This is a genomic window from Micromonospora sp. NPDC003197, assembly GCF_053590565.1.
In genome coordinates this window covers 76,667-95,347 of the sequence record NZ_JBSFTE010000006.1, presented here as the reverse complement: position 1 = coordinate 95,347, position 18,681 = coordinate 76,667, and the positions used below count along the sequence as shown (strand labels likewise).

The 18,681-nt window shown below is 70.3% G+C and carries 17 protein-coding genes and 1 pseudogene; all 18 read right to left on the bottom strand.

What is annotated here, in order from left to right; translation table 11 throughout:
* Nucleotides 1-66: 66 nt before the first annotated feature.
* The 18 genes and pseudogenes from ACWDV4_RS08800 to ACWDV4_RS08715 all read right to left on the bottom strand — a co-directional run bounded on the left by ACWDV4_RS08800 (nt 67) and on the right by ACWDV4_RS08715 (nt 18,638).
* Nucleotides 67-945 carry an RluA family pseudouridine synthase gene (locus ACWDV4_RS08800; protein WP_449976273.1) on the bottom strand — a complete coding sequence of 293 codons (879 nt, stop codon included), beginning with the start codon at nt 943-945 and terminating at the stop codon, nt 67-69.
* Nucleotides 946-1,022: 77 nt separating this feature from the next.
* Nucleotides 1,023-1,649, bottom strand: coding sequence for a signal peptidase II (gene lspA, locus ACWDV4_RS08795; RefSeq protein ID WP_449976002.1), 627 nt, complete (start codon nt 1,647-1,649; stop codon nt 1,023-1,025).
* A gap of 63 nt (nt 1,650-1,712) precedes the next feature.
* Entirely contained in the window at nt 1,713-2,132 is a 420-nt protein-coding gene (locus ACWDV4_RS08790) for a TraR/DksA family transcriptional regulator (protein WP_449976000.1), read from the bottom strand.
* A 353-nt stretch (nt 2,133-2,485) separates the two neighbouring features.
* Nucleotides 2,486-3,971 (bottom strand): annotated as a pseudogene (locus ACWDV4_RS08785) (potassium/proton antiporter).
* A gap of 21 nt (nt 3,972-3,992) precedes the next feature.
* Nucleotides 3,993-4,319: a DUF167 domain-containing protein gene (locus ACWDV4_RS08780; RefSeq protein WP_449975998.1), complete on the bottom strand. Its 327-nt coding sequence runs from the start codon at nt 4,317-4,319 to the stop codon at nt 3,993-3,995.
* Between the two features lie 71 nt (nt 4,320-4,390).
* Nucleotides 4,391-4,996 carry a hypothetical protein gene (locus tag ACWDV4_RS08775; RefSeq protein WP_449975996.1) on the bottom strand — a complete coding sequence of 202 codons (606 nt, stop codon included), beginning with the start codon at nt 4,994-4,996 and terminating at the stop codon, nt 4,391-4,393.
* 44 nt (nt 4,997-5,040) lie between these two features.
* Nucleotides 5,041-5,844 carry a DivIVA domain-containing protein gene (locus tag ACWDV4_RS08770; protein ID WP_184536915.1) on the bottom strand — a complete coding sequence of 268 codons (804 nt, stop codon included), beginning with the start codon at nt 5,842-5,844 and terminating at the stop codon, nt 5,041-5,043.
* A 42-nt stretch (nt 5,845-5,886) separates the two neighbouring features.
* The gene (locus ACWDV4_RS08765) at nt 5,887-6,198 is read right to left on the bottom strand and encodes a YggT family protein (protein ID WP_184536914.1); all 312 of its coding nucleotides are present in this window, start codon (nt 6,196-6,198) and stop codon (nt 5,887-5,889) included.
* Nucleotides 6,199-6,227: 29 nt separating this feature from the next.
* Nucleotides 6,228-6,935 (bottom strand): cell division protein SepF, encoded by a 708-nt coding sequence (locus ACWDV4_RS08760; protein ID WP_449975994.1) that lies wholly within the window; start codon nt 6,933-6,935, stop codon nt 6,228-6,230.
* Nucleotides 6,936-7,127: 192 nt separating this feature from the next.
* A complete protein-coding gene (locus ACWDV4_RS08755; protein WP_449975993.1) occupies nt 7,128-7,874 on the bottom strand; it encodes a YggS family pyridoxal phosphate-dependent enzyme in 747 nt (248 codons plus the stop codon).
* 9 nt (nt 7,875-7,883) lie between these two features.
* Entirely contained in the window at nt 7,884-8,996 is a 1,113-nt protein-coding gene (gene ftsZ / locus ACWDV4_RS08750; RefSeq protein WP_449975992.1) for a cell division protein FtsZ, read from the bottom strand.
* A gap of 296 nt (nt 8,997-9,292) precedes the next feature.
* Nucleotides 9,293-10,150 carry a cell division protein FtsQ/DivIB gene (locus tag ACWDV4_RS08745; RefSeq protein ID WP_449975991.1) on the bottom strand — a complete coding sequence of 286 codons (858 nt, stop codon included), beginning with the start codon at nt 10,148-10,150 and terminating at the stop codon, nt 9,293-9,295.
* Nucleotides 10,147-11,577, bottom strand: coding sequence for a UDP-N-acetylmuramate--L-alanine ligase (gene murC, locus ACWDV4_RS08740; RefSeq protein WP_449975990.1), 1,431 nt, complete (start codon nt 11,575-11,577; stop codon nt 10,147-10,149). The genes ACWDV4_RS08745 and murC overlap by 4 nt, the downstream gene beginning before the upstream one ends.
* Nucleotides 11,578-11,608: 31 nt before the next feature.
* Nucleotides 11,609-12,715: an undecaprenyldiphospho-muramoylpentapeptide beta-N-acetylglucosaminyltransferase gene (gene murG, locus ACWDV4_RS08735; RefSeq protein ID WP_449975989.1), complete on the bottom strand. Its 1,107-nt coding sequence runs from the start codon at nt 12,713-12,715 to the stop codon at nt 11,609-11,611.
* 12 nt (nt 12,716-12,727) lie between these two features.
* Nucleotides 12,728-14,020, bottom strand: coding sequence for an FtsW/RodA/SpoVE family cell cycle protein (locus ACWDV4_RS08730; protein WP_449975987.1), 1,293 nt, complete (start codon nt 14,018-14,020; stop codon nt 12,728-12,730).
* A gap of 455 nt (nt 14,021-14,475) precedes the next feature.
* Nucleotides 14,476-15,600 carry a phospho-N-acetylmuramoyl-pentapeptide-transferase gene (gene mraY, locus ACWDV4_RS08725; protein ID WP_449975986.1) on the bottom strand — a complete coding sequence of 375 codons (1,125 nt, stop codon included), beginning with the start codon at nt 15,598-15,600 and terminating at the stop codon, nt 14,476-14,478.
* A 108-nt stretch (nt 15,601-15,708) separates the two neighbouring features.
* A complete protein-coding gene (locus tag ACWDV4_RS08720) occupies nt 15,709-17,115 on the bottom strand; it encodes a UDP-N-acetylmuramoyl-tripeptide--D-alanyl-D-alanine ligase (RefSeq protein ID WP_449975985.1) in 1,407 nt (468 codons plus the stop codon).
* The gene (locus ACWDV4_RS08715) at nt 17,112-18,638 is read right to left on the bottom strand and encodes a UDP-N-acetylmuramoyl-L-alanyl-D-glutamate--2,6-diaminopimelate ligase (RefSeq protein ID WP_449975983.1); all 1,527 of its coding nucleotides are present in this window, start codon (nt 18,636-18,638) and stop codon (nt 17,112-17,114) included. Before ACWDV4_RS08715 ends, ACWDV4_RS08720 begins: the two co-directional genes overlap by 4 nt.
* Nucleotides 18,639-18,681: the final 43 nt, after the last annotated feature.

Below are 18,681 nucleotides of genomic sequence, written 5' to 3'. Positions count from 1 at the left end.
GCCACACCCCGGCACGCACCTTGCCGTCGAAATGATCCGTCCCCGGAATGATCCCTGACACGTCGGTCAGTCCCGAAGGATGGTGAGCGTTCGTTGCAAGTCGTCCGGATAGTCGCTGACGAACCGGACCGGTTCCGCCGTACGCGGGTGTTGGAAGCTCAGCTCCCGAGCGTGCAGCCACTGGCGGGTGAGGCCGAGCCGGGCGGCGAGGGTGGGATCCGCACCATAGGTAAGGTCGCCTACACACGGGTGCCGCAGGGTGGAGAAGTGCACCCGGATCTGGTGCGTACGACCGGTCTCCAGGTGGACGTCGACCAGACTGGCGGCGGGGAACGCCTCAATCGTGTCGTAGTGCGTGATGCTCGGCTTGCCGCCCGTGACCACCGCCCACCGGTAGTCGTGGCTGGGGTGCCGGTCGATCGGGGCGTCGATGGTGCCCCGTAGCGGGTCGAGGTGCCCCTGCACGATCGCGTGGTAGCGCTTCTCCACCTCGCGGAACTTGAAGGCCCGCTTCAGCAGGCTGTAGGCCTGCTCGCTCTTGGCCACCACCATGATGCCGGTGGTGCCCACGTCCAGCCGGTGCACCACGCCCTGCCGCTCGGCGGCACCGCTGGTGGCGATCCGGTGGCCGATGGCGGCCAGGCCGCCGATGACCGTCGGTCCGGTCCAGCCGGGACTCGGGTGGGCCGCCACCCCGACCGGCTTGTCGACCACCACGATGTCGTCGTCGGCGTACACCACCCGTAGCCCCGGCACCGCCTGCGGAACGACCTGGGGTGCCGCCGCCGGGGCGGGCAGGGTGACCTCCAGCCAGGAACCCGCGTCGACCTTCTCCGACTTCGGGCGGGCCACTCCGTCGACGAGGGCGTCACCCGCCTCCACCAGCGCGGCCGCAACCGTGCGGGAGAGGCCGAAGAGCCGCGACACCGCCTGGTCCAGCCGCATACCGTCCAGGCCGTCCGGGACCGGTAGGGAGCGGCGGTCGCCGCTGGGGCGTACCTGGTCAGGTCCGTAGGTCGAGGTCACGCACGCTCCCGCTGGTCGTCGCTCACGCTGTTGTCGGGCGTCGGTTTGCCGTCGCCCGATTGGATCCGGGTGCCGTCGCGCTGCCGGCCGGTGAACTCCAGCAGGACGGCCAGGATGACACCGCAGACCAGCGCGCTGTCCGCCAGGTTGAAGATCGGAAAGACCTGCCCGTACGGATCGAACACGCTGATCATGTCGACGACGTGCCCGAGTAGCACGCCCGGTGCCCGGAAGATCCGGTCGGTGAGGTTGCCGAGCGCGCCGCCCAGCACCAGCCCCAGGGCGATGGCCCAGGGTACGGACCGCAACCGGACGGCCATCCAGCTGATCCAGCCGACCACCACCGCCGTGATCAACGGAAACACGAAGGTGTAGTCGGACCCGAGGCTGAACGCCGCCCCGCTGTTGCGGGTGAGGCTCAGATAGACCGCGCCGCCGAGCAACCGCACCGGTTCGCGATCCTCCAGCATCGCCAGCGCGAGGTGTTTGGTGCCGAGGTCGGCCAGCCAGGCCAGCAGCGCGACGACCGCGAGGATCGTGACCGCTCGCCGTCGGGGCGGGCGGCCCGCCGGCTCGGCGGGTTCGGGAGGGATGTCGGGGCCGGCGCGCCGTGCTGCGGTCATCTGCTCCTCATCGGTGTTCAGCGGTCGTACCTTCCGTCCGCGCCGGAAGGCTCGCTTCCGCGCCTACCGTCGCTCCTCCAACTGCTTGCACGTAACGCAGAGGGTCGCGGACGGGAAGGCGGCGAGCCGCTCCACCGGGATCGGATTACCGCACTTCTCGCACCAGCCGTAGCCACCCTCGTCGAGCCGCTCCAGCGCCCGCTCCACCTGCGTGATGCGTTCCAGGATGCTGTTGGCGAGAGAGATCTCCTGCTCCCGCTCGAACGTCTTGGTCCCGGTGTCGGCCTGGTCGTCCCCGGCCGAGTCGGTCAGCCGGTCGCGCTGCAGCTCGGCGATCTCGCTCAGCGTCTGATCGTACTCGGCGCGCAACTCGTCACGCCGCGCCGCCAGGGCTGCCCGGATCTTCTCTGTCTCCGCGGCGCTGCGGGTGGCCTTGCCCGTCCCCTTACGGCTGGCGGTGTTGATGTCGGCTGGCTTCGCCATCGTCGCTCCCTTGGCCGCGGACTCCGCGGCGATCGGCGGTGCCTGGACAGGGCTCCCGGCGCCTCACGCAATCGGCCGGCGAACCCTATTGGACATGGCCACACCCGAAGGCATGGCCGTAGTGGTGGTGTCGGCGGTGGTACGGGTCTGTCGTGTCCCGCCCTCCGGCCGTACGTGCCCTGGTCCGCTCGGTCACGGCGTCCCCCACTTGCAAAACGGCGCGCGGCGGGACGCCACGCACTCCGAATTGGCAAGAATACGGAACGTACATGCGTCCGACAACATGCCGCACCGATGCGACGCCTAACAGCCCGAATCAACCCATAAACCAGGGCAAAGCGAACGCTAGCAGATCATTCGCTGCGATCGTCGCCATACTCGCCAAACCACCGGGCCAGTCGTCCTCGCCGGCTGACCGCTCGTAACCTGCGCTCGGCGGCGTCGCGTACCTCGAAGGTCGCCACGATCAACAAGCTGTCCCCGGTCCGAAGCCGGGTGTCCGGCACGGGCACGAACCCCGACCCGTCCCGCAGTACCAGGGTCACCGCAGCCCCGACCGGCAACCGCAGTTCGTCGATGTGCACCCCGGCCAGCCGGGAGCCCGGCGGCACCGACAGTTGGAGCAGGTCCGCCCGCATCCGCTCCAGGGGTGCCGTCTCGACCCGGAGTTCGGCCGCCTCGGCGGGGGCGGTGACCCGGAGCCAGCGGGCCACCGGGGCCAACGTCCCGGCCTGCACCAGTGTGAAGATCACCACCAGTACGAAGACCACGTCGAAGAGCCGGGCCGCCCCCGGTACCCGCAACGAGAGCGGAATCGTGGCCAACACGATCGGTACCGCTCCACGCAGCCCCGCCCAGGACAGGAAGACCTGGTCGCGCAGGCCCACCCGGAACGGGGTGGCGCAGACCGCCACGGAGACCGGCCGGGCCACCAGCACCAGCGCCAGGCCGGCCACGATCGCCGGCAGCACCGCCTCGTCCAGCCGGGTCGGGGTGACCAGCAGGCCGAGCAGCACGAACAGGCCGATCTGAGCCAGCCAGGCCAGGCCGTCGGCGAACCCGAGGATGGCCTGACGATGTGGCAGCCGGGCATTGCCCAACAGCACCCCGGCCACGTAGACGGCGAGGAAACCCGAAGCGTGCACCACCGCGCCGGCGGCGTAGGCCAGCACGGTAAGTCCCACCGCCGCGATCGGATACAGCCCGGCGCAGCGTCCACCGGCCGCCCAGCCCGACCGCGAGGCCGACCAGTGCGCCGACGAGCAACTCGTAGCCGACCAGCAGCACGTCCTGCCACCACGGGTGGGTGGCCTCCGGCGTGACACTGGACAGCAGGATGACCAGCAGCACTACCGGCGCGTCGTTCATGCCCGACTCGGCTTCGAGGGTGGCGACCAGCCGGGGCGGGAGCCGTAACCGGCGCAGGGTGGCGAAGACCGCTGCCGCGTCGGTGGAGGAGAGCACCGCACCGTAGAGCAGCGCCAGTCGCCAGTCCAGCCCCAGCAGGAGGTGGACGGCCACCCCCACCACCACGATGCTGACCGCCACCCCCATCGTGGCGAGTCCGGCGGCGATACCCAGCACCGGCCGCAACGTGCTCCATCGGGCGGTCAGGCCCCCCTCGGCGATGATCACTACCAACGCGCAGAAGCCGAGGGTACGAGTCAGCTCGACGTCGTCGAAGCGGATGCCGAGAACGGAGCGGCCGAGCACCATGCCGAGGGCCAGGTAGACTAGGAGGCTGGGCAGACCGACCCGGGTGGAGAGACGTACCGCGCCCACGGCGACCAGCAGCACCGCCGCGCCGAGCAACAGGGCAAGGTTGAGACTGTCACTCATGGTCGCCCCGGTCGGGCCGGCTCAGTCCACGGATCCGTCCCGCAGCCGGCGCAGCCGTACGTCGATCGCCGGTGCCGGGCCGTCCACATGGAAGAGTTTGTCACGGCTGGCCGCCCCGGCGCGGAGTTCCACCGCCCGTGGGCGTACGTCCAGCGCCTCGGCCAACGCGCGACGGGCGGCCTCGGTGGCCCGACCGTCGACGGCGGGCGCGTTGACGGAGATGATCAGGGCGGGTCCGTACGGCCCGTCGAACCGGCCGCCCACCCGGGCCCGGGTGGCACCCGGTTTCACCCGGACCGCGACCGTGACCGGTCCGGACTCCGGTAGCTGTCCCGATGCCGACCGCACAGTGGGATCGACGAAGTCATCGGCACCCCGCCGACCGGGTCTACGAGCTGCGCCCGGCACGGTACCGGCGCTCAGCCGTGCCGAGTGTCGGCCAGCAGGCTGCTGTCCGGTTCGCAACGGCCACACGGGGTGAAGCCCAGCTCCACCGCCTCCTTCACCGGCAGCACCTCCGGGTCGCGACCGGAGAGCTGCGGGCAACTGGGCAGGTGGTAGCGGGGCCGCCCGTCAACGACCAGCACCTCGGCGGACATTCGGGCAATCCGGGCGGCGTCCGCCGCCAGTACCGCCTGGGCTGGCGGCTCGTCGGCCGGGACCTCGTCGTCGGCTGCTGTTGCGTGGCCATCCGACTCGTCCCCGGCTGGCGCGGAACGTGGGTCGGTCGGTCGGCCGGCCGCGGTGGAAGTTGGCGTGTGCTGGGTCGGGACGCTCGCCCCGACCGGGTCGACCAGGCCGCCAACGGGTTCCCGACGACGCGACGACCAGTCGTCGTCTGCTCGCCTGGTGTCGTCGTCAGCAGCCCGGGCGGCGGCCGCCTGGCGGGCTCCCACCACCAGGGCGACGGCCGCCAACAGGCTTGCCGCGATGGAACCGATCAGTAACCCGCTCGACCCGTTGGCCAGACCGAGCACGAGCAGGATGACGGCGACGAGGATGAGCAGCAGACTTGCGAGAATCATGGCTCACCCCCGCCGCGTCATTCCGGCTTCCGTGGTGGTCGGCGTCAGCGTCCCGCTTCGAGGGCACCGGAGCGGCTGCCGCTGTACGAGTTGGCCAGACCGGCTGCGGCCAGGCTCGTGGAGCTGCCTCCGGACCGATTGCCGTCGGTCCTGGTCATCTCCACCTCGAGGCCCTGTCCGCGCCCGTCGAGGTCACGCAGCTGGCTCTCCAGGTACGCCTTGAGCCGGGTGCGGTACTCCCGCTCGAACTGCTTGAGTTCCTCGATGTGCTTCTGCAGTGCGGTGCGCTTGGCGTCCAGGCCGCCCATCGCCTCCTGGTGCCGCTGACGCGCGTCCCGCTCCAGGGCGTCGGCCTTGGCCCGCGCCTCGCGGGTGACCTCGTCGGCCTTGGTCCGCGCCTCGGAAAGCAGCTGGTCGGCCTCGCGGCGGGCATCCGTCACGTGGTCATCGGCCGTGCGCTGGGCCATCATCAGCACCCGCAGGGCCTGCTGCTCGCCGTCGCCGCCGGGAACCTGGCCGGTCTGCCCGCGCATCTGCTCCAACTCGGCCTGCATCGCGCGGGCTGCCTGCTCGGCGGCTGCCTTGTCGCGCTGCACCCGGTCGAGTTGGGTCTTGACGTCGTTGAGCTCAGCGGCCAACCTGGGGTCGGCGCCCGGGCCGGCTGGTGCGCCGCCACGTCCGCCGCGCTCCACCTGGGCACGAAGCTCGTTGTTTTCCTCAATCAGCCGAGCGAGTTCACGCTCGACCTCGTCCAGAAAGGCGTCGACCTCCTCCTCGTCGTACCCCCGCTTGCCGATCGGCGGCTTCTTGAAGGCGACGTTGTGGACGTCAGCCGGGGTAAGCGGCATCGAAACTCCTCGGGTCAGTTGCGGCCGCGTAGCGCGCTGGTGTCACCAGCTGTTCGACTGGTGGATCAACGGCCTTAACACGAACTCCATCAGCACGAACAGGATAACCAGGAGCACAAGGGAGGCCAGGTCGATGCTCACGGTACCAATTCGCAATGGTGGGATCACACGCCTCAACGCCTTGAGAGGCGGATCAGTGACGCTCCACACGGATTCCAGTCCCACCGCCGCTCCGCGGCCGGGCTGCCAGCGCCGACCGTACTGCAGGACGGCACCTAGGACGAACCTGGCCAAAAGAACCAGCAAAAACACGTAAAGGACTAGATACAGGACTTGGAACAGGATCGAAAACACGGCAGACAAGATCCCTCGGTCGGACTAACTCAGGCGGTGAAGAAGCCACCCTCAGCGATCTTGGCCTTGTCCTCCGCGGTGACCTGGACGTTGGCCGGCGAGAGCAGAAACACCCGGTTGGTCACGCGCTCGATCGTACCGCGCAGCCCAAAGGCCAACCCGGCAGCGAAATCCACCAGGCGGCGGGCATCGGCCTCATCCATTTCGGTGAGGTTGATGATCACGGGCACCCCGTCCCGGAAGTGCTCGCCGATGGTACGGGCCTCCCGGTACGTGGTCGGGTGCAGCGTGGTGATCTGGTAGCGCTGCTCCTCCTCGACCACCACCGGCCGCTCCCGCTCCCGGATTGGCGGCTGGGGGGCCAGGGCCAGGTTGTCCCGGGTGTGGTAGCTCAGGCTGGGTGGGGCCTCCGACGCGCCCGGCCGGGTGATCGAACGCACACTGGACCGCTCCGGTCGCTCGGGCTCGGCCCGGTCCAGTTCCGCAGCGCGGACGCTGGCCCGCTCCGACAGCCGGCCACGGTCACGGTCACGGTCACGGTCACCGATCCGAGCCCGGGGCACGGCGGGCGGGTCGTCCTGGTCGTCGTCATCGTCGGCGAAGTCCTCGGTGTACCGGCTCTGCCGGTAACGCGACTCACGGTAGCCACCCTTTTCGTAGCCACCCTCGTCGTAGGCCCGCTCATCGTCCTCCTCGACGAGGCCGAGCCAGACCCCCGCCTTGCGCAGTGCACCCATCCGCGCCCCTCCGTCCGCCGTGCGGCACGCCCCCCGTGCCTGTCGCTGTCACGCACGTGAACACTGCGTGCCCACAGGCTTGAGACTTCTCCCCGGCGCGGCGAGTCAAAACCGCCAAACGCCCGCTGACCCCCGTCGCTGAGGGATATGTCTCAAACAACACTGATGTAGTTTGGCCTTTCGCCGGTCAGGCTACCGCAGCGTGGGACGCATTCCGAGTAACGCGCTGCCAATACGTACATGTGTCGCGCCGTACTCGATGGCGGCCTCCAGGTCGCCGCTCATCCCGGCGGAGATCGCCGTGGCGCCGGGATGGGCCGCGCGTAGTCCCGCAGCGATCCCGGCAAGCCGGGCGAAGGCCCGTTCCGGCTCCCAGCCCAGGGGTGCCACGGCCATCACGCCGGCCAACCGCAGCGCACTGCTCGCGGCCACCTCGGCCGCGACCCGGTCCAGGCTCCGGTCGGGGTCGGTACTGCCGGCGACGGCACCGCCCCGGGCCGGGTCACCATCGACGCTGACCTGCACCAGTACGTCCAGCACCCGGTCCCGGCCGCGCTCGGCGGCGGCAGCCAGTGCAGTGGCCAGCCGGACGCTGTCCACGGAGTGCACCACGTCGGCGTAACCGACCACCGAACGGCACTTGTTGCGTTGCAGCTGGCCAACGAAATGCCACCGTACGTCGACCCCGGCCGCTGCCACCTCGGCGGCCTTCCCGGCCGCCTCCTGGTCCCGGTTCTCGCCCAGATCGGTAACACCCAGCCCGGCCAGCAACACGGCGTCACTGGCCGGGTACGTCTTGGTGACCGCGATCATGGTGACCTCGGTCCGGTCCCGGTTGGCGGCGGCACAGGCCGCCGCGATCCGGCTCCGGACCCGGGCCAGGCTGCCAGCAAGCTGCGCGCGGCGCTCGGTCGACGCCGCGACGGATGAATCGGTCATGGGTACGGCTCAGGAGCCGTTCTTGAGGAAGTCGGGGACGTCCACATCGTCGAAGAGCACCCGACGGGGCTGCTGGGCGGGCGGAGGCGGCGGCGGGGCCACCGGCCCACCCCCGTGCGACACCGGGGAGGAGCTCTGGTTGGGCTTGCGCGTATCCGCTGCCTTGTAGGCCGGAGCGCCCCCGTCGAAGCCAGCGGCAATCACGGTCACCCGTACCTCGTCACCCAGTGCGTCGTCGATCACCGCACCGAAGATGATGTTCGCGTCCGGGTGGGCCGCGTCCGTGACCAGCTGGGCAGCGTCGTTGATCTCGAAGAGCCCCAGGTCGGAGCCGCCGGCGATGGAGAGCAGTACGCCCCGCGCGCCGTCCATGCTCTGCTCCAGCAGCGGGCTGGAGATGGCCGCCTCGGCCGCCTCCACCGAGCGGTTCTCGCCCCGGGCGCTGCCGATACCCATCAGCGCGCTGCCGGCCCCGCTCATCACGCTCTTGACGTCGGCGAAGTCCAGGTTGATCAGACCCGGGGTGGTGATCAGGTCGGTGATGCCCTGCACACCGGAGAGCAGCACCTGGTCGGCCTGGCGGAAGGCGTCCATCATGCTGATGCCCCGGTCGCCGAGGGCGAGCAGTCGGTCGTTGGGGATCACGATCAGCGTGTCGCACTGGTTGCGCAGCTCGTCGATGCCGGACTCGGCCTGGACCTGCCGCCGCTTGCCCTCGAACGAGAACGGCCGGGTGACCACGCCGATGGTCAGGGCACCGAGCTTGCGGGCGATGTTCGCCACCACCGGGGCACCACCGGTGCCCGTACCGCCGCCCTCACCACAGGTGACGAAGACCATGTCGGCACCCTTGAGCACCTCTTCGATCTCGTCCCGGTGATCTTCGGCGGCGTTCTTCCCGACGTCCGGGTTCGCGCCCGCGCCGAGCCCTCGGGTCAGCTCCCGGCCCACATCGAGCTTGACGTCGGCATCGCTCATCAGCAACGCCTGCGCATCGGTGTTGATCGCGATGAACTCGACGCCCTTGAGTCCAACCTCGATCATCCGGTTGACGGCGTTGACACCGCCACCACCGATGCCAACGACCTTGATGACCGCCAGGTAGTTGTGCGGAGGTGTCATCGGGGTCCCTTTCCTTCGAGATTGGCGGGTGTCGATCGGCGCGGCCCGCCCAGACCGCGATCGACATCCCCTCGGTGCAACGAGAGCGAAGGGTAACCCTCACCCTCTACTAGAGGGTTACAGTTATGTCAACCACTGAATCCTCTCGGGGCAACGTATGCGCACGTACCGCGGGAACCAAGGATCTGACCGGCGTGTCGCCACGCCTCGATCACATTCCTACTTGTCGGGTCTGTGACAACGCGGTCGAGTACATCGACACCCCCGAACGCACTTCCCGCTCGACCAGGCTCCGATCAGCGGATCGTGACCACGTCGGGAGCGCTCACGTCGATCACGTCACCCTCCCGGGACAGCAGCGCACTCACCACCCGGGCCTTGGTGTCGCCGTTGGACGCGTCACCCCAGATGACCGTACGGCCACCCCGCAGCAGCACCTTGATCCGCGCCGGCCCCTCCACCACCACCTCGGTGAGCCGCTCCCGCAGCTCCGGCGTGAGGGCGGCAAGCACCTGCAACGCGTTACGGGTGGCCAGATCGGCCGGTCCCGGCTCGGGAACCCGGGCCAGCGGCAGGTGCTCCGGCCGGCTGGTCACCGTCTGGAACACCACCCCCGCGCTGTCGATCACCGCGAACTGCTGGCCCTGCGGCACCACCGCGACCGGAGTCCGTTCCACCACCTCGATCAGGAGGGCGTCCGGCCAATCACGGGACACCGTCACCCGGCCCACCGGAGCCAGCCGGCCGACCCGCCACTGGACTGCGGCCAGGTCGACCTGGGCCAGGGGTACGCCATGCGGCACCTCGGCCGCCGCCCGTACCTGCTCCGGGGTCACCAGCTGGGCACCGACCACCCGCAGCTCTCGGACACCGAACACCCCGGTACCGAGAACGACCCAGGTCAGCACGGCCGCCACGGCCAGGACCCCACCGGTCACCAGCCACGGCATCGCCGCCCGGAGCCGCCGCTGCCGGGCCCGACGCATGAACCGCCGCACCGACGGGGGGACGGCGTCGTTGCTGGCCCGGACCAACCGCCAGCGACGCGTACCACCGGCCCGGGCACCCGGACCGGACCCCGGCCCACCCGGGGTCGCACCGGCGGAGGCGTCCGGCGGGCCGGTGGTCCGACCCCGGCCCCAACCCGGGGTCATCCCACGTCGCTCCGTTCGGCGAGCGCGGCCAACAACTCGTCGCCCATCAGGGAGATCGGCGGGGCACCCATGGTCACCACCAGATCGCCCTTGCCGGCCCGGCGGACCACCTCCGCCGGTACGTCCGCCCAGGACTCGACGAAGACCTTCCGCTCGGCCGGCAGGTCGATCGCGGCGGTCAACGACGCCCCACCCTCACCGGGTTCGCGCACCTCCCCCGGCCCGAAGACCTCCAACACCACCACCTCGTCGGCGATGGCCAGCGCGGTGGCGAGTTCGGCCTGCAGGTCGCGCGTGCGGTAGACCCGGTAGGGCTGGAAGACGACGATCACCCGGCCGTCGCCCGCCACGTCACGCAGGGTCTGCAACGCGGCGGTCATCGACACCGGGTGGTAGGCGTACTCGTCGTAGACCAGCACCCCGGCGGCGACCCCCTTGCGTTCGAACCGACGACGCACTCCCGGGAAGGCGGCGAGTGCGGCCACCGCGTCGGAGAGCCCGAGGCCGAGCTTGCAGGCCGTGAGTACCGCTGCGGCGCTGTTGAGGCTCATGTGCCGGCCGGGTATCGGCATCCGGATCTCGCCCAGCGGCGTGCCCTGGAGGGTCGCCAGATAACGCCCGCCCTGCGCGGACGAGACGATGTCCGACAGCCGCAGGTCGGCGTCGGGGGCCTCGCCGTACGTGTAGACGGTGCGCCCCTCGGCGCGCAGCGTCTCGGTCATCCGCCGGCAGCCCGGATCGTCGGCGCAGGTGACCACGAAGCCGTCCGGGTCGGTGAGCCGGGCGAAGTCGGCGAAGGCAGCCTCAAGTCCGGCGAAGTCGCCGTAGGTGTTCAGGTGGTCCCGGTCGATGTTGGTGATGATCGAGACGAACGGCCGGTAGCGCAGAAACGAGCGGTCGCTCTCGTCAGCCTCGGCAACGAAGTACTCCCCGCTGCCGTGATGGCCGTTGGAGCCGACCTCGGAGATCTCCCCGCCGATGACGAACGATGGGTCCTGACCGGCCTGTTGCAGGATCAGCGTGGCCATCGACGTCGTGGTGGTCTTGCCGTGGGTGCCGGCCACCGCGATGGTCCGCCGGCCGGTCATCGCCGCGGCCAGTGCCTCCGAGCGGTGCAGGATCCGCAGCCCACGTCGGCGGGCCTCGGCCAGTTCCACGTGGTCCTGCGGAATCGCGGTCGAGTAGACGACCGTGTCCACCCCGTCGAGGTTGGCCGCCTCGTGGCTGCGGTGAATGGTGCCGCCGAGGGCGCGCAGACCGGCCAGCGTCGGCCAATCCCGCAACTCGCTGCCGGAGACCGGGATACCCCGGGTCAGCAACAGCCGGGCCAGGCCGCTCATGCCGACCCCGCCGACGCCGATCAGGTGGACCGTGCCCAACTCCTCGGCGGTCACCGTTGCGGCGGGGCTGAACTGCGCGGTGTTCATAGAGCAAACCTTCCGGTCGCGGTACGCCCGGTCACCGGGCCACCGCCTCATAGACGAAATCAAGCAACGCCTCGTCACCGTCCCGCCGGCCGTAGCCGGCCGCGGCGGCGCTCATCGCCGCCAACCGTTGTGGATCACGGATCAGGGGCAGCACCGTCTGCTCGACCCAACCGGGACTCATCTCGGTGTCGTCGACCAGGAGTCCGCCACCCGCCTCGACCACGGGCAACGCGTTGCGGCGCTGCTCCTGGTTGCTGTGCGGGTAGGGAACGTAGATGGTGGGCAGCCCGACCGCCGCCACCTCGGCGCAGGTCATCGCCCCGCCCCGGCCCAACATCAAGTCGGCGGCGGCGTAGCCGAGCTCCATCTCCGACAGGTAGGGCAGCGTGACGTAGGGCACCGGCAGGTCGTCCGGGACCGTCACCGGCTCGTTGCGGGCCCCGATGACATGCAACACCTGGACACCAGCGGCAGTGAGTTGTCTGGCCGCCCCGGAGACCGCGAGGTTGATCGTCCTGGCCCCCTGCGAGCCGCCTGCCACGAAAAGCGTCGGCAGGTCCGGCCGCAGCCCGAAGTGGGCCCGGGCGGAGTCCCGCCGGGCAGCCCGGTCGAGCCCGGCGATGGCCCGGCGCAGTGGTACGCCGACCACCCGAGCGTCGCGCAGCGACTCGGCCTGCGCCGGCTGGTGCGGGAAGCCGACCGCCACATGTGGGGTGAACTTCATGCCAAGCCGGTTGGCCACGCCCGGGGGCACGTTGACCTCGTGGATCACGATCGGCAGTTCCCGACGCCAGGCGGCCAGGTAGCCCGGCACCGAGACGTATCCCCCGAACCCGACGACCACGTCGGCGCGTACCTCGTCGATCACCTTGCCGGCGGCGCGGGCCGCCCGCCACATTCGGTCCGGGGTACGCATGAGGTTCATGTTCACCGACCGGGGCAGCTGGTAGGCGGGAATCAGCCGCAAGTCGTAGCCCTGGGGCGGAATCAGCTGGTTCTCCAGCCCGCTGGGAGTACCGAGGCAGGTGATCCGTACGGACGGATCATGGACTCGCAGGCAGTCCGCGAAGGCCAGCAGCGGATAGATGTGTCCCCCGGTACCTCCTCCGGCGAGCACCACTGACCGCAGCGGCCCCATTACCCTCTCCTCTCACCGGTCGACCCGACGCGTCCGCGGGTCGTCCCGGCGCGGGTCGTCCTCGCTCCGCCGACGCCGCGCGGGTAGCGGCGGCAACGGGGCCCAGACTAGTCGGACCCATCGGGCGGGTGGACGGGCATGCAGGGCTCTCGCCGCATCGGGCTCGGCGCGGGCGAACGAAGCCAGCACGCCGACTGCGGCAAGCGTCACCACCAGGGCGCTTCCGCCGTCGGAGATGAAGGGCAACGGCAGGCCGGTGATCGGCAGCAGCCCGACCACCCCGCCGACGTTGATCACCGCCTGGCTGACCAACCAGGTGGTGATGGCGGCGGCCACCAGCCGGCGGAACGGGTCCCCGATCCGCCGGGCGATACGGAACCCGGTGTAGGCCAGTACGGCAAAAAGGGCGAGCACCACGATGCAGCCCACCACCCCCAGCTCCTCGGCGAGGACGGCGAAGATGAAATCGTTGTCGGCGGCGGGCAGCCAGTTCCACTTGAGTGCGCTCTTGCCCAGCCCCACCCCGAACCAGCCGCCGTTGTCAATCGCGTACCGGCCCTGCAATGCCTGATAGCAGGGGTCGCCGCAGTCCGCCGGGGTACGGAAGAACGAGGTCAGCCGCAACAGTCGGTAGTTCTCAGCGTCTTTCTCGCCCGATCCCGCGCCCAGCGAGGCGACCGCGATCAGCAGCCCGACGCCGGCCAGACCGAGCATCGCCAGGGTGGCGAAGATGCGTTTACGAACGCCGGCCGCCCAGAGCAGGCCGACCACGATGGCGAGCAGGCACAGCATGGTGCCCAGGTCGTTGTAGCCGACCAGGACGAAGAGCAGGCCGACCACCGGGAACAGCGGGTTGAGCAGTTCCCGCCACCAGCCCAGGGCAGCGCCCTTGTTGGCGATGATGTTGGCTCCCCAGAGCACCAGGCCGAGCTTGGCCAACTCCGACGGCTGCACCTGGATCGGGCCGAGGTGCAGCCAGAGCAGGTTGGCCTCCACCGGGCCGATCTTGGCGACCTCCAGGTTGCGAAGCTTCGCCCAGGCCAACAACGCGTCGAGGATCACCAGCAGGACCAGGGCCGTACCGAGCACCGGTACGCCAAGATCGCGAAACGTACGGGCGGGTAGGCGCTGGAACGCCCAGAAGGCGACCAACCCGATGAGGGCGAAGGCCACCTGCTTGCTGATCGCCGCGAAGGTGTTGCCGTCGGTGGCGTATGCCTTGACGCTGGTCGCCGAGAAGACCATCGTCAACCCGATCAACAGCAATAGGCCGGCGCTGAAGATGAGCAGATAGTAGGAGGCCATCGGGCGGGCCAGTAGGCCCTGTAGCAGGGCCAGACCGCTGCTGCTGCCCGACCGGCCGGTCTCCGCCGGGCCGGCTCCGGACCCAGTTGCCGATCGGCCGCCTGGCGGGGTCCCCGATCCGCCGCTGCCCGATCCGCTAGCCGATCCGGTTCTCGGTCCGCCGCTGCCCGATCCGGTTCTCGATCCGCTGCCGCCCGGCCCGGTCCGCTTCCCAGGCGCGGACGTGGACGTGCTGGTACGGCCATCGCTGGCCGCCCGCCGTGGTCGCTCACCCGTCATGCTGTCCGCCCCTGGTCCTCCCCATCAGGCCATCATCACCTCGGACACACCCGGCCCGGCGCAGGTGACCCGGCCGGCGTGTCGGGAGGAGACGGTGGCCCGAACAGGTGTGCCCCGGCCGGGGCCGGGGCACACCTGTTCTCAGTGCGGTCAGCGCGACGCTGTTCTCAGTGCGGTCAGCTCATCGCGGCCAGGTACTCGCTGTAGAACAGGCCCAGGGCGATGGCCACCCCGATCCCGGCGATGATCCAGAACCGGACGACGATGTTGACCTCGCTCCACCCGGCCAACTCGAAGTGGTGCTGCAGCGGGGACATCCGGAAGACCCGCTTACCGGTGGTCTTGAACGAGATGATCTGGATGACCACCGACATGGTGATGATCACAAAGAGGCCACCGATGATCGGCAGGAGCAGCAGCGTCCGGGTGGACATCGCCATACCGGCGATCAGGCCACCGAGACCCAGCGCCCCGGTGTCGCCCATGAAGATCCGCGCTGGCGAGGTGTTCCACCAGAGGAATCCGACACAGGCCCCGGCCGCCGCACCGGCGATCAGTGCGATCTCCAGCGGGTCTCGCACCGTGTAGCAGTAGTCGCGGGTGTAGTCCGGGTCGGCACACCAGTGCCGGTACTGCCAGAAGGCGATCAAGGCGTACGCCGCCAGCACCATCACCGAGGCGCCGGTGGCCAACCCGTCCAGTCCGTCGGTGAGGTTGACGCCGTTGGTCGCCGCCATCACCACGAAGATGAAGATGATCACAGAGGCGACCTTGCCCACATCCAGGAAGTCGATGTCCCGGATGAAGGAAAGCGTCGTACTGCCCACCGTCTCGACGTTGGTCGACCCGCCCTCCGCGTCGACCATGCTGCTCGGGAAGTAGAGCGCGATCACCCCGAAGACCGCGCCGACCAGGATCTGCCCGAACAGCTTGCTCCGCGCGCTGAGGCCGGCACTGTTGCGCCTACGGACCTTCAGGAAGTCGTCGACGAAGCCGACCGCGCCGGAGAAGACCATCAGGCCGAGCAGCACCAGCGCGGTGATCGTCGGTTCCACCTGGGCGATCTGCTGGTCCGGCAGGGTGGTCAGGGCGAGGTGCCCGGCGACGTACGCGATGACCGTGGCGACGATGAACACCACCCCGCCCATGGTGGGCGTGCCCTTCTTGCCCTGGTGCATCGCCGGTCCCTCGGACCGGATCGGCTGACCAGCCTTCAGCCGGGTGAAGACCTTGATCGCCAGGGGCGTGCCGAAGAGCGAGACAAGGAAAGCCACCCCGATGGCGATGATGACTGCCCTCACGCTGTGGTTCCTCCGTTCGCGACTGCGGGGCTCGCAAGCTCACTCCTCGCGCTCACGCTGTGGTTCCTCCGTTCGCGACTGCGGGGCTCGCAAGCTCACTCCTCGCGCTCACGCGGCATCCCCCTGGCCGTCAGCGTCGGCGTCGGCACGCAACGCGTCGGCCACCTCCCAGGTTCGGTACCTCGAGCCCTTGACCAGGACGACGTCCCCCGGTCGTAACTCGCCCCGCAACGCATCAACCGCCGCTGCCTGATCGGGTACCAGCACCGACAATCCTCCCCAACTCTCAGCTTCGGACGCGCCTTCGTGGATCGGCGCGGCCAATTCACCGACCACGAACAGCCGGTCGACGCCCAATTCGGCGGCGAGCCGGCCAACCCCCGCGTGTCCTTCCCACTCGTACTCGCCCAACTCGGCCATGTAACCAAGCACGGCCAGCTTCCGACGGTCGCGGCCAAGGCTGGCCAGGGCGCGCAGCGCCGCCGACATGGAAGCGGGATTGGCGTTGTATGAGTCGTCGATGACCGTCACCCCGTCGGGGCGGTCAAAGACGTCCATCCGCCGGGTCGAGACCAGTCCCAGCTCGCCCAGCGCGGTGGCCAACTCGGCCAGCGGCATGCCTAGTTCCCGGGCCACGGCTGCCGCCGCCAGGGTGTTGCCGACCTGGTGCCGGCCGGTCAGGCCGAGCCGCACCGACTCGCGCCCCTCCGGTGTGACCAGGGTGTACGACGGCCGCCCGCGCTCGTCGACGGTGACGTCCTCGGCGCGTACCTCGGCGTCGGGGGCCTCGCCGACCAGCACCACCCGGGCCTGGGTGCGGCTGGCCATCGCCCGTACCCGGGGGTCGTCGGCGTTGAGCACCGCCAGCCCGTCGGCCGGCAGCGCCTCGACCAGCTCTCCCTTGGCTTCGGCGATCGCCTCCACCGAGCCGAACTCACCGATGTGCGAGCTGCCGACGTTGAGTACGACCGAAATCTGCGGCGGTACCACCTCGCACAGGTAGCGCACGTGCCCGATCCCCCGGGACCCCTTCTCCAACACCAGGAACCGGGTCTGCGGGTCGGCCTGCAACGCCGTGTACGGGTGCCCCAGCTCGTTGTTGAACGACCCGGGCGGGGCCACGGTCGGCCCGAGCCGGACGGTGAGCTGCGCGATCAGGTCCTTGGTGCTGGTCTTCCCGGAGGAGCCGGTCAGACCCACCACGGTCAGCTCGGGCAGCCGGTCCACCGCCGCCCGGGCCAGCTTGCCCATCGCGGTGAGCGCGTCGTCGACCAGGACCATCGGCACCCCGGCGACCTCCCGGGTGCCGAGCACCGCCACCGCACCAGCGGCGACCGCACCGGCCGCGTAGTCGTGGCCGTCGACCTTCTCCCCCGGGAACGCCACGAACAACGCGCCGGAGGTCACCTTGCGGGAGTCGAACTCGACCGGGCCGGTGACCTGCGTGGTCGGGTCGGCGGCGACGAGTCGGCCGTTGACCGCCTGAGCGACCTCGGCCAGGGTCATCACGATCATGGTTGCCTCACCGGAGTGCTGAACCGGGCAGCCAGCGCTGCGGCCAACTCGACCCGGTCATCGAAAGGATGGACCTGCCCGTCGATCTCCTGCCCCCGCTCGTGCCCCTTGCCGAGCACCGCGATGACGTCCCCGGGGGTGGCGAGCCGTACCGCCTCGTCGATGGCGGCCCGGCGACCCGGCACCTCCCGCAGTTGCGCGCCCCCGTCGGCCTGCTCGGCACCGCGCCGCACCTCGGCCCGGATCGTGGCCGGGTCCTCGGTACGGGGGTTGTCGTCGGTGATCAGCACCAGGTCGGCCCCGCGGGCGGCGGCGGCTCCCATCACCGGCCGCTTCCCCCGGTCGCGGTCCCCACCGGCCCCGATCAGGCAGATCAGCCGACCGGTGCCGGTGGTCAACTCGCGCAGGGCGGCGAGCGCGGCAACGATCGCGTCGGGTTTGTGCGCGTAGTCGACCACCCCGTGGACCGGGCCCGGGGCCTCGACCAGTTCCAGCCGGCCGGGCACGCCCGGGCAGGCGGCGACGCCGGCTGCGGCGGTCGCCGGGTCGACCCCGACGGCGACCAGGGCAGCGATCGCCAGCAGGGCGTTGGCGACGTTGTGCCGGCCGGGCAGGGCAACTCCGGCCGGGACGGTGATCCCGTCCGGGCCGTGGGCGGCGAACTGCTGCGTGTAGCCGGAACCGCTGACATCGGTAGCCCGCCAGGTGGCATCCGGGTCACCGGCCGCCGAATAGCTCACTGTGGCCGGTTTGAACAGCGGACGCAGCGCCGGATCGTCGAGGTTGAGCACCTCGACCCCGCAGCGCCCGTCGAAGAGTTGCGCCTTGGCGGCAAAGTACTCGGCCGAGTCGGCGTGGAAGTCCAGGTGGTCCTGGCCGAAGTTGGTGTAGCCGCCGACGGCGAACCGGACCCCGCCGACCCGCCCCATGCTCAGCGCATGGCTGGACACCTCCATCACCACGGCGGTGACGCCCCGCTCGCGGGCGGCGGCGAGCATGGCGTGCAGATCGGTCGCCTCCGGCGTGGTGCGCACGCTGTCCAGGGCGAGGTCACCGAGCCGGGTCTCCACCGTGCCGATCAGCCCGGTGACGTGGCCGGCGGCCCGAAGCCCGGACTCGATCAGGTAGGCGGTGGAGGTCTTGCCGGCGGTGCCGGTCACCCCGATCACGGTCAGCCCGCTGGTCGGGTCGCCGTAGACGGCGGCGGCCAACTCGCCGAGCGCGGCCCGGGGGTCGGCCACCACCAGGGCGGGCAGGCCGGCCTCAGCCGCCGCCGGGGCCCCGGCCGGGTCGACCAGTACCGCCACTGCGCCGGCCGCCGCGACCGCCGGGATGAAGTCCGCGCCGTGCCGCTGCGCGCCGGGCAGGGCGGCGTAGAGGTCGCCGGCCCGGACCGCCCGGCTGTCGTGGGTCACCCCCGTCACCGTCACGGAACCGGCGGGTGGCGGTTCGATCGCGAGTCGCGCGGCGAGGTCGCCGAGCCGGATCGGAACAACGGTACGGGGACGAGGATTGCCGGGCACGGCGTCAGACCCTACCCGGTCGGGGATGCCGTAACGCACAGCC

What these genes read in the sequence shown, in the direction of transcription:
- ACWDV4_RS08770 (WP_184536915.1), bottom strand. Translation starts at nt 5,844, where the DNA reads ATGCCGCTTACCCCGGCTGACGTCCACAACGTCGCCTTCAAGAAGCCG.
- ACWDV4_RS08720 (WP_449975985.1), bottom strand. Translation starts at nt 17,115, where the DNA reads ATGATCGTGATGACCCTGGCCGAGGTCGCTCAGGCGGTCAACGGCCGA.
- ACWDV4_RS08730 (WP_449975987.1), bottom strand. Translation starts at nt 14,020, where the DNA reads ATGGCCTCCTACTATCTGCTCATCTTCAGCGCCGGCCTATTGCTGTTG.
- ACWDV4_RS08800 (WP_449976273.1), bottom strand. Translation starts at nt 945, where the DNA reads ATGCGGCTGGACCAGGCGGTGTCGCGGCTCTTCGGCCTCTCCCGCACG.
- ACWDV4_RS08760 (WP_449975994.1), bottom strand. Translation starts at nt 6,935, where the DNA reads ATGGGTGCACTGCGCAAGGCGGGGGTCTGGCTCGGCCTCGTCGAGGAG.
- ACWDV4_RS08775 (WP_449975996.1), bottom strand. Translation starts at nt 4,996, where the DNA reads ATGATTCTCGCAAGTCTGCTGCTCATCCTCGTCGCCGTCATCCTGCTC.
- lspA (WP_449976002.1), bottom strand. Translation starts at nt 1,649, where the DNA reads ATGACCGCAGCACGGCGCGCCGGCCCCGACATCCCTCCCGAACCCGCC.
- ACWDV4_RS08755 (WP_449975993.1), bottom strand. Translation starts at nt 7,874, where the DNA reads ATGACCGATTCATCCGTCGCGGCGTCGACCGAGCGCCGCGCGCAGCTT.
- murG (WP_449975989.1), bottom strand. Translation starts at nt 12,715, where the DNA reads ATGGGGCCGCTGCGGTCAGTGGTGCTCGCCGGAGGAGGTACCGGGGGA.
- ftsZ (WP_449975992.1), bottom strand. Translation starts at nt 8,996, where the DNA reads ATGACACCTCCGCACAACTACCTGGCGGTCATCAAGGTCGTTGGCATC.
- ACWDV4_RS08790 (WP_449976000.1), bottom strand. Translation starts at nt 2,132, where the DNA reads ATGGCGAAGCCAGCCGACATCAACACCGCCAGCCGTAAGGGGACGGGC.
- murC (WP_449975990.1), bottom strand. Translation starts at nt 11,577, where the DNA reads ATGAACACCGCGCAGTTCAGCCCCGCCGCAACGGTGACCGCCGAGGAG.
- ACWDV4_RS08745 (WP_449975991.1), bottom strand. Translation starts at nt 10,150, where the DNA reads ATGACCCCGGGTTGGGGCCGGGGTCGGACCACCGGCCCGCCGGACGCC.